The organism is Massilimicrobiota sp. An134, assembly GCF_002160815.1.
GTDB lineage: Bacteria > Bacillota_I > Bacilli_A > Erysipelotrichales > Coprobacillaceae > Allocoprobacillus > Allocoprobacillus merdigallinarum.
In genome coordinates this window covers 1-9,285 of record NZ_NFLH01000054.1, presented here as the reverse complement: position 1 = coordinate 9,285, position 9,285 = coordinate 1, and the positions used below count along the sequence as shown (strand labels likewise).

Genomic DNA, 9,285 nt, shown 5'->3' with positions numbered 1-9,285 from the left:
TTTTGCATGCAGAAAAATAGAGTAATGCTGGTGCATTACTTTTTATTTTGCTCATTGTTAATATTTGCTTTAAGCATTTATCAACCAAACGAAACCAAATTCCTATAATATGAAAAAAGCATCCAAATGGGATGCTTTTACATTATTGTTTCATTAATTCACTTTGTTTATGTTTTAAAGCTATAAAAGCTTCATCTAAATCATTCATATCATAAACAGTCTTTTCCATAGGACACATACCATCATGTGTTCTATTGATAATATAAGGAACAACTTTTTCACAATCATAACTGATATGATAATATTCCAATATTTCTTTGGCTTTTTCACTTAAGACATAGGCATAAATGTATTTCACTTTTGATAAAATCAGTAACATTGCAGTTGCTTTTCCAATGACTTTATCAACTACGATTGCATCTTCAAAATAATATATATCTTCCTTCATAGGATTTATAATAGGTCCTATGCCATGAAGCTTTGATGTATAGAGTTCTCCCTGTCTATCAGCAATTAATGATAATCCTTCTTCATTAAGCTTTTTTTGCAGTTGCTGCAACTTCATCAAAATATCCTCCCTTAACAATCGCCATGACAATAGTTGGTACAAAAATCAATTGAATAATAATACCTGGAATACCCGTTGTTGTTGCTGCAATGACAGCTGGAATACCACCAAGAGGAATGCCAAAAATGTATGTTGCTATAGAAATCACAATACCATAAACAACTCTACCAGCAATCATTGAAATAATAAGTGCTGATAATGCTCCAAACTTTTGTTTAGAGAAATGGAACTGATGGAATAAAAGTCCACTCATCATTCCATAAGTGGCAAGTTCACTCATCATAAAAAGAACACGATCCGCAGAAGGCATTCCAGTCACAACAAAGCTTGTCAATGGAGCAAAAATTCCTAAAAATAAGCCATAGATAGGTCCAAGTAACATTCCACCAATAAAAACAGGTAAATGCATTGGAAGAAAAACAGAACCAGCCTGTTGCATACCAATAATATGAAAAACCTGTGGTAGTAATAAAGATATGGCTAAACACATAGCACCAAATGTTAATTTCTTTGTTTTCACGATAAAACCTCCTTGTTATTCTATTCTATCATAACCCTAAAGTGAAGTTTAGAGTCAATCATTATTTTTTAAAATTTATATCTGTTTTTTTCTTTCATATACATGACTTTTATGCTATACTCCATGATTGAGGTGAGGTTATGAAAAGACTTTATGAATATCTTGATATGATTTCTCAGGAAGATATACATGATTATGTTGAAAAAATGAAATACAGCAATGATATGTATACAACTCTATCCAAAGGAATAGAGGATTTTAAGCAATTAACACCTATCTATAATGATAATGTTATTTTTTCATTATATAAAGACATGTTATTTCTTCAGCCAGATCAAGATCAACCATTTTTAACACGAAAAGAAGACCACGTTTTTTATAGCCCATTATACTTTGTTGAAAAAATGGACATGACACAACAATTCCCATTAAATTCTATGAATCACCAACAAGCATTAGGTGCTTATGTTGTGGTGGATAAGGATTATCCTTTTATACATATGATTTTACTGATTATTGATAATTTACTCAATGATGTTAAAAGTACAATTCAAAATCAAATCAATGAAACGATTCGTCATCTCCAAGAACAATTTCCTCAAGCAACAATATCTACAGTGAGCGTCATTGCCAGTGACCATGCTCCTCAAGAAGATCAAATTCAACAGATGGAATCACAAATCATTGAAAAACAAATGGATATGAATCAATCTTTTGAACAAAAGACAAAAGAATATTATCAAAGTATTTTATATAATTAAAAAACATGTACTAGTGACATGTTTTTTTATAATAATTCCCCATTTGTAGCAATGACTTTTTTATACCATTCAAACGATTTTTTCTTTAACCTTTTGAACGTTCCCTTTCCCCTGTTATCTCTATCTACATATATAAATCCATATCTTTTTTCCATTTCACCAGTCCCATTGGAAATCAAATCTATACATCCCCATGTTGTGTATCCCATTAAATCAACACCATCTTTGTCAACAGCATCTTTCATCGCTTTAATGTGTTCTCTTAAATAATGAATGCGATAATCATCTTGAATTGTTCCATCTTCTTCTACAATATCTTTAGCTCCCAAACCATTTTCAACAATAAATAATGGTTTTTGATAACGATCATAAAGTTCATTCATAGTAATTCTTAAACCTAAAGGATCAATTTGCCATCCCCATTCACTCGATTTCAAATATGGATTTATAACAGATGCAAATATATTACTTTCAGTTTGACAGCTACTATCAGGAGTCGAACTAGAAACTCTTGATGAATAATATGAAAAACTTATAAAATCAACAGTATTTTCCATCAATAAATTCTTATCATCATTCATAAATGGAATGGTAGCTTGATTCTTTTCTATCCATTTTAAAGCATATGGAGGATAATAGCCTCTTGATTGAACATCAATAAACATATAGCTTTCTCGATTATCACATATAGCTTTCCAATAATCTTCAGGTTTACATGTTGCTGGATAATAAGACCCTGCTGCTAACATGCATCCAATTTGATTTTGTGGATTAATCTCATGAGCCAGTTTTGTGACGAGTGCACTAGCAACTAATTCATGATGCGCACAGGTAATCATAGCCTGTATTTTATTTTCATCATCCTTAAATCTTAGTCCTGCTGCAACAAACGGAAAATGAAGTATCATATTGATTTCATTAAAAGTTAGCCAATATTTTACAAAATGTTTATATCTTATCAATAGAACCTTTGCTAATTTAACATAACAATCAATCATTCTTCTATCTCTCCATCCTCCATATTTGTTGATCAAATACATAGGACAATCAAAATGATTTATTGTCACTAATGGTTCAATATGATATTTATGACACTCTTTAAATACATCTTCATAAAATTTTAATCCTTCTTCATTAGGTGATTCTTCATCACCATGTGGAAAAATGCGTGTCCATGCAATGGATATTCTAAAAACTTTAAATCCCATTTCTGCCATTAATGCAATATCTTCTTTATAATGATGATAAAAATCAACAGCTTGATGACTTGGAAAATAATGATTATCAATATGATTAATCCATTTTTCTCCTGTTCCAATAGCATATCGATCTTGACCATACGGCATCAAATCGACATTAGCTAAACCACGTCCACCTTCGAAAATACCACCTTCAACTTGATTGGCAGCTGTTGCACCACCCCATAAAAATCCTTCTTTAAATCCCATAACTTTTCCTCCTTTATGCATTGTTTAAATAATATGATAATTTTTTAAATCTTGGTATATAAATAAAATGACTTAAAACTTTTGTACGAAAAAATTGTATCAATGCTCCATTGCATATTGCCATAATGATTGTTCCTAACCCTATACCTACAAAATCATTAAATAATATCAAAGACATGAATAGTGAAATCATTAAAAATGTACAATCAAAACATGTTTTGAATAACTTCAATGATATTTTATATTTCTTAGATAATACTTTACAAAAGAAATCATAAATTTGTGGATAAAAATATGTTTCATAAAACATAGCTACTGCTAAAGCAGATATCATCATACCCAAAAAGAAACAAATCATACGTATTACCAAAGAAGATATAGTTACTTGAAATATTGGTAATATGAATTTTAAAATATCAGCCGTAGTTGCATATAAAAAACCTGTTATAAACGAACTTAAATAAGCTAATCGAAACTTTCGTAGTATGATACAAAAAATAACAAATAGAAATCCCGCAACTAAATATTCTGCTTGTCCATATGTTAAATGATTATATTTTTGACTAATAATATATGCTGGACAAACAATCATTGACATGCCACAATCAGCTATTGACATTAAGTTAACACCAAACCCCAATAACAAAATAGCGAAAACATAGAGTAATTCACTTGAAATTTTATACATATAACATCCTCCTGTAATCATCATATAAAAAAAATAAGCACAATCAAAAAAAGTTTCCAAAAAGGAAACTCACATTTGTAAACCAAGAAGAATAATATCAATAATATATCTCATCATATATACATGATAAGAAAAATGCAAACAGTGTATAAAAATTTGATTTTCACAGAAATTGATATCATTCTGACATGTAATCAACCATTTATTAACTTTTGTTTTTCTTAGTCTTTGAATAATTCTTTTATCATAGTGAAAAGTATCTCCATTTATGCTTATAACAATAAGTAAATCTTGATTTGTAAAAGAATATTCTTCTTTTAAATCTACGTCACAAATAATTGTATTGATATGATATATATTCAATTCCCTTTGAATATTATAAATAAGTGATCGTGCATCCCCTTGAGCATATAAGTAAATTTTACGGGAAGTTTTTATATTTTTAATAAGTTCTTCTATTTGAGTATAATCTAAATATTTTTGAGTGTACTGTATATTTTTAAGAAAATTATCAGAAAAAATGCTTATGTTTTCCTTTAAAGATAATTTTTTATCAATGAAAAGCTGCCTTCTTTCTAAGGAATCTAAATACGAATAACATTCATATATAAATTCCTCATAATTTTGATAATCTAGATTTCGAATACACTTTGAAACTTGTCCTTTTGATATATAACATGCTTTTGCTATATCTTCAATAGTCATTCTAGGAATCTTTGCAATATTTTCCTTAATAAAAACACAAAAAACATATAATGAATTTTTACTTGTATGTCCATTAATAATATCATTAACCTTATCTATAATCATCATTATCACCATTCACTTATATAACGAAAAATAAAATGCTATAACTGTCATTACAATTATAACATTTATAAATGAAGATTACATATTTTTCATATATTCTAATATTCCTTTTAAAGAAATCACTTGTCCTACTGGCTTAATTCCTGCAATTTCTTCACTGGTTTGACTAAAATCAACAATTAAATGTTCACCAGAAATATATGAAGCCATTACACTATTTAAAAAGACGATAGGCATAGCCATTTCTTCACTGGTAGCCAGACGTTTTGCATAACCACAATGAGATAATAAAGCTTCTTCACCACCAGCCATTTGTGTAAATTCATCTTTCATACCTGTATCTGTTGAACCGGGTAATACAGCATTTACTCTTATACCTTGAGATGCAAATGTAGATTGTAAATAGACTGTTAAATAATTCATAGCTAATTTACTAAATGGGTATGCCATTGTTCCAGGCATTTGACTCATACTTGTTTTTTCTATAGCCGCAACTTTTCCATCCCATCCAGATGCTTGAATAACTGGTAAATAAATATCTTTATTATCTTCTCTTTCCCATCCATTACCACCTGTAGATGTCATAAATGCAATAGCGTCACCTTTTTGCATTCTATGAATTAAATATTCTTCACAAATATATTGATTAGATAATAAATCAATTTTACAAGTTGTTATAAAATCATTTTTTGCTCCCGAAACTCCTGCTATACCAAAGAAAGCATGAATATGGTCAGGAATCTTTTGAAATGCCTGATCTATAGACTCTTTTTGACTTAAATCAACATGTATATATTTTTCAATTCCATCTACCTCTACTTTCTGCCAATCTAATGCATAAACTTTTGCTCCTAAGTCCACTAACATTTCTGTTGTTGCTTTTCCCATCCCAGAAGCTGCACCTGTCACAACTGCGATTTGTCCTTGATATCCAAAATAATCTTTCATTTTTCTATCCTCCTAAATGCACTATAAATCTTTCTTTATATTTTATCAATAAGTATAAGTCAAAAAGGACATTCTTCGCATTTTTGTTGTTATTTGATATAATGAAATGGGTGATTGTCATGAACAAAGCAAATTATTCTAAACAACAGATTACTGAGGCACTTATTGATTTATTACAAAAGACATCTATTGAGGATATCACAATTACATCTTTAGTCACAAAAGCTCATGTTTCAAGAAATGCTTTTTATAATAATTACCAATCTGTTGAAGATGTTTTAAAAGAAGCCTATCGACAAGCTCATCAAAAAGCATTTCAAAATAAATATATTGATATTTCCTATTTTACAAGTGATGAGGCTATCTTAGATTTTATACAATTCTTTGATAAAAATACTGCCCTTTTACTGGCATTACAAAAGTGGAATTTACTTCCCTATATCGCAAAATATAATACTCATTGTATCTTAAATAGTTTAGAACAATCAAATAATCCTTTCATTCATCAATATAAAGAATACTTTATGATTTATCATACAATCCCTTATTTTCAAATCTGTTATTATTGGATATTATCAGATAAAAAAGAAACACCTCAAGAATTATTTCAAATGATTAAACAATTACAAAAACAGTCATAAACTATTATGATAGAAAAAGAGATTTCAAACATGAGCATCATGAATGAAATCTCTTTTCTTATTATTTTTCTTCAATACCTTCTTTTTGAGCTATTGATTTTTCATAGACTTTAAAGAATGGATAATACACAACCATACTTATAACAATCAATACACACATAAAGATAACATTTCTTAAATCTAATGCTGATAAGAATCCTTGTGCAAAGAATGGTGTAAATGAAGGATCAACAATATATCCCATGCTTACAAGACCAATGCTTTGAACAAGATATCCTAAACCAATAGAAATACATGGCATGAAAACAAATGGTATCGCTAAAACTGGATTTAATACAATTGGAGCACCAAAAATAACGGGTTCATTGATTCCGCAAATACCTGGGACTAGGCTTAAACGACCAATTGTTTTTAAATGCTTCACATGAGAGAAACACATTAATAAGACAAGACCTAAAGTGTTTCCTCCACCACCAAGAACTGCATATCTATACATCTGTAAGTTCATGATATGTTCTGCACTTTGTCCAGCATTAATCAATTCTGCATTTAATCCTGAGTTTGTAATTCCTAATGTGAACACAATTGGGAAAATGATAGATGATCCATTGATTCCAAATAACCATAAAATATTAGAAAAGGCAAAAATTCCCATATAAGCCCAAACATTATCAACACCTGAAATAGCTGGTGTTAAAATACTCATAACAAACTGTGGTAATGATTGACCACTAACACCCATTAAGACAAGATTTAAACCATAGATAATAATAATATTAGCTGCTAATGGTAATAATGAATTCACAAAGTTTGTGACTGCTGTTGGTACACTTTCTGGAAATGTAAAGACAATTTTATTTCCAACAACACGACAAATTTCAACTGAAATTAAACCAATAATTAATGCGACAAATAAACCATCTGCTCCTAGATAAGTCATTGATAATTGTCCATCAGTAACAGGAGCAGAAATCATAAGGAATACACACATAGAAATAATTCCATTGATTGCTGGTTTCATTTGATAAGTTTCAGCTAATGAATAAGCAACTCCAAATGCTGTCACTAAACCAATCAATCCCATAGTCATTGTATATGGAATAGTAATGGTATTATAATTTGTTACTGCCCATTGTTTCCAGGCAATCATCGCTTTTAGGAAAATATTACCTGTATTCATATCCACGATATCTAAATTAATTGGTGGATTGGCGATAATTAAAAATATTGATCCTACAACAATCAATGCAAGTGACATCATCATCCCATTAGAAATAGCCTGTAAATGTCTTTGATTTCCTAACTTATTTCCAAGCGGTGATAATAATTGTTCTAATCGACTAATCATTTTTTACTCTCCCTTTTAAAATTGCCATCCATTAAATGTAAATGCTGTATCTACTACATTTTCTGGATCATATTCTTCTAAAATCTTTGCATATCTTTCTTTATAGTCATTATCAACTTCTTTTTGTGGATAAACACGACTTGCTTCATTTAAGAAATGGAATGAATCTCTTCCCATTGCCTGTCCACGTTGTGTATGTTTATCTAATGCATAATCAGGAATTTCTGGTAATTTCCCCATTGCAAAAGATTTGATACAGATATTTTTCAATAAATCACTTGAACGATCTTTTTCAGATTGGCACATATATCTAATGGCATGAATGAAATAGATAGGTCTATCTCCATCAGCATAATCAAATTCTCTACTCATCTGATATAAATTATTCACAACAACAGATGCCATTGGATTTCCCATACCAATATCTTCTACTGAAATTGTTAATAATCTTCTCCATAATTTTTCTTCTAATTGAGGTGATGAAATATAGAGTTCATAAGCAAACATACACGCCTGTTCTTCTAAACCTCTACGAATAGATTTCTGTAAAGCAGAAATCACTTCATCTCCAGCATAACCATTTCTTGTTGTAATTTTTGACCATGGGTCATACATTTTTTTAGCCATGAATTCTTGCTCCTTTCTTTTGAATATGACATAATAGTTTTGGAGGTGTTTTTATGAATATTGAGCATTTATCAGAAAAATTTGAATTAAATAATCTAGAGAAACAAATTGTGAGTTATATCCAAGAACATCTTATTGAACTCAAGTCAATTGGTATACGTCAAATGGCAAAAGATAACTATACCAGTACTTCTACTATTTATAAACTTTGTAAGAAGTTTGGTTTTGATGGTTATAGTGATATGATTTATCATCTGACATCTACCAAGGATAATCATACTATCAACTATCATGAACAATATCGTTCTTTTTTTCAACAATTCCAATCTTTACTCCAAGATCATTCTAAACGCATTATTGTTTTTGGTTTAGGCTTTTCTGCTCCTATTGCTGAATATATGCAACAACGCTTAACCCTTTTAGGTTATTCTACAATGTGTGTTGTCCATATGGAAATGTTTAGTCAGCACTTTTTTGATAATACCATTTTTATTGTTGTATCTTATTCAGGAAAAACACCACGCTTAAACGAAATGATTGAAACGGCTTATCATAATCATGTTCCTATTATTAGCTTTATTGGTAATCCTCAATCCCCTATTATTCAGCTTTCTACATTACCAATCGTTATTGAACAATATGACTCATTTTCACATGATTTAAATCGTCCTAATACCTTCTTTGGCGAAGCTATTATTGCTTTTGAAACATTATTATTTTAAAGCCGACAATATTATACAAATAACACCAATAAAATTATATTAATTTATCCAAGAAAAAAACATGTTATAGAATTTATAACATGTTTCAGGCTGTTGACAAAGTAAAAAAGTCAACAGCTTTTAGTTTTCAAATGAAAGAATATATGGTATTATATCCATTGTCGTGGATGACTTCTTTCCAAGTACGCAAACTTTGAGGCTCCA

At 29.7% G+C, this 9,285-nt stretch carries 11 protein-coding genes; 3 read left to right on the top strand and 8 right to left on the bottom strand.

Annotated elements, in window-relative coordinates:
• Positions 1-142: 142 nt before the first annotated feature.
• Positions 143-565 (bottom strand): DUF1893 domain-containing protein, encoded by a 423-nt coding sequence (locus B5E79_RS12830; protein WP_087243615.1) that lies wholly within the window; start codon positions 563-565, stop codon positions 143-145.
• On the bottom strand, positions 534-1,088 hold the full coding sequence (locus B5E79_RS12825; RefSeq protein WP_087243614.1) for an ECF transporter S component: 555 nt from the start codon (positions 1,086-1,088) through the stop codon (positions 534-536). The genes B5E79_RS12830 and B5E79_RS12825 overlap by 32 nt, the downstream gene beginning before the upstream one ends.
• Positions 1,089-1,228: 140 nt before the next feature.
• Between B5E79_RS12825 and B5E79_RS12820 the strand changes: the two genes are divergently transcribed.
• Complete coding sequence (locus B5E79_RS12820; protein WP_087298303.1) at positions 1,229-1,849, top strand: hypothetical protein; 621 nt, start codon at positions 1,229-1,231, stop codon at positions 1,847-1,849.
• 26 nt (positions 1,850-1,875) lie between these two features.
• Here the strand turns inward: B5E79_RS12820 and B5E79_RS12815 are convergent, their stop codons facing one another.
• The 4 genes from B5E79_RS12815 to B5E79_RS12800 all read right to left on the bottom strand — a co-directional run bounded on the left by B5E79_RS12815 (position 1,876) and on the right by B5E79_RS12800 (position 5,743).
• Positions 1,876-3,297 (bottom strand): 6-phospho-beta-glucosidase, encoded by a 1,422-nt coding sequence (locus B5E79_RS12815; RefSeq protein WP_087243612.1) that lies wholly within the window; start codon positions 3,295-3,297, stop codon positions 1,876-1,878.
• A gap of 13 nt (positions 3,298-3,310) precedes the next feature.
• Positions 3,311-3,985 carry a DUF6198 family protein gene (locus tag B5E79_RS12810; RefSeq protein WP_087298302.1) on the bottom strand — a complete coding sequence of 225 codons (675 nt, stop codon included), beginning with the start codon at positions 3,983-3,985 and terminating at the stop codon, positions 3,311-3,313.
• Positions 3,986-4,054: 69 nt separating this feature from the next.
• On the bottom strand, positions 4,055-4,795 hold the full coding sequence (locus tag B5E79_RS12805; protein WP_087298301.1) for a MurR/RpiR family transcriptional regulator: 741 nt from the start codon (positions 4,793-4,795) through the stop codon (positions 4,055-4,057).
• A 78-nt stretch (positions 4,796-4,873) separates the two neighbouring features.
• Positions 4,874-5,743, bottom strand: a complete 870-nt coding sequence (locus B5E79_RS12800; RefSeq protein WP_087298300.1) for an SDR family oxidoreductase — start codon at positions 5,741-5,743, stop codon at positions 4,874-4,876.
• A gap of 119 nt (positions 5,744-5,862) precedes the next feature.
• Between B5E79_RS12800 and B5E79_RS12795 the strand changes: the two genes are divergently transcribed.
• Complete coding sequence (locus B5E79_RS12795) at positions 5,863-6,384, top strand: TetR/AcrR family transcriptional regulator (protein ID WP_087243608.1); 522 nt, start codon at positions 5,863-5,865, stop codon at positions 6,382-6,384.
• 61 nt (positions 6,385-6,445) lie between these two features.
• Here the strand turns inward: B5E79_RS12795 and B5E79_RS12790 are convergent, their stop codons facing one another.
• Both B5E79_RS12790 and B5E79_RS12785 read right to left on the bottom strand, forming a co-directional pair.
• Complete coding sequence (locus tag B5E79_RS12790) at positions 6,446-7,732, bottom strand: PTS sugar transporter subunit IIC (RefSeq protein WP_087298299.1); 1,287 nt, start codon at positions 7,730-7,732, stop codon at positions 6,446-6,448.
• 15 nt (positions 7,733-7,747) lie between these two features.
• Positions 7,748-8,359 (bottom strand): AAA family ATPase, encoded by a 612-nt coding sequence (locus tag B5E79_RS12785; protein WP_087298298.1) that lies wholly within the window; start codon positions 8,357-8,359, stop codon positions 7,748-7,750.
• A gap of 53 nt (positions 8,360-8,412) precedes the next feature.
• Here B5E79_RS12785 and B5E79_RS12780 point away from each other — a divergent pair, with 53 nt between their 5' ends.
• Complete coding sequence (locus B5E79_RS12780; RefSeq protein WP_087243605.1) at positions 8,413-9,081, top strand: MurR/RpiR family transcriptional regulator; 669 nt, start codon at positions 8,413-8,415, stop codon at positions 9,079-9,081.
• Positions 9,082-9,285 lie beyond the last annotated feature (204 nt).

What these genes read in the sequence shown, in the direction of transcription:
- B5E79_RS12830 (WP_087243615.1), bottom strand. Translation starts at nt 565, where the DNA reads ATGAAGTTGCAGCAACTGCAAAAAAAGCTTAATGAAGAAGGATTATCA.
- B5E79_RS12820 (WP_087298303.1), top strand. Translation starts at nt 1,229, where the DNA reads ATGAAAAGACTTTATGAATATCTTGATATGATTTCTCAGGAAGATATA.
- B5E79_RS12815 (WP_087243612.1), bottom strand. Translation starts at nt 3,297, where the DNA reads ATGGGATTTAAAGAAGGATTTTTATGGGGTGGTGCAACAGCTGCCAAT.
- B5E79_RS12810 (WP_087298302.1), bottom strand. Translation starts at nt 3,985, where the DNA reads ATGTATAAAATTTCAAGTGAATTACTCTATGTTTTCGCTATTTTGTTA.
- B5E79_RS12805 (WP_087298301.1), bottom strand. Translation starts at nt 4,795, where the DNA reads ATGATTATAGATAAGGTTAATGATATTATTAATGGACATACAAGTAAA.
- B5E79_RS12800 (WP_087298300.1), bottom strand. Translation starts at nt 5,743, where the DNA reads ATGAAAGATTATTTTGGATATCAAGGACAAATCGCAGTTGTGACAGGT.
- B5E79_RS12795 (WP_087243608.1), top strand. Translation starts at nt 5,863, where the DNA reads ATGAACAAAGCAAATTATTCTAAACAACAGATTACTGAGGCACTTATT.
- B5E79_RS12790 (WP_087298299.1), bottom strand. Translation starts at nt 7,732, where the DNA reads ATGATTAGTCGATTAGAACAATTATTATCACCGCTTGGAAATAAGTTA.
- B5E79_RS12785 (WP_087298298.1), bottom strand. Translation starts at nt 8,359, where the DNA reads ATGGCTAAAAAAATGTATGACCCATGGTCAAAAATTACAACAAGAAAT.
- B5E79_RS12780 (WP_087243605.1), top strand. Translation starts at nt 8,413, where the DNA reads ATGAATATTGAGCATTTATCAGAAAAATTTGAATTAAATAATCTAGAG.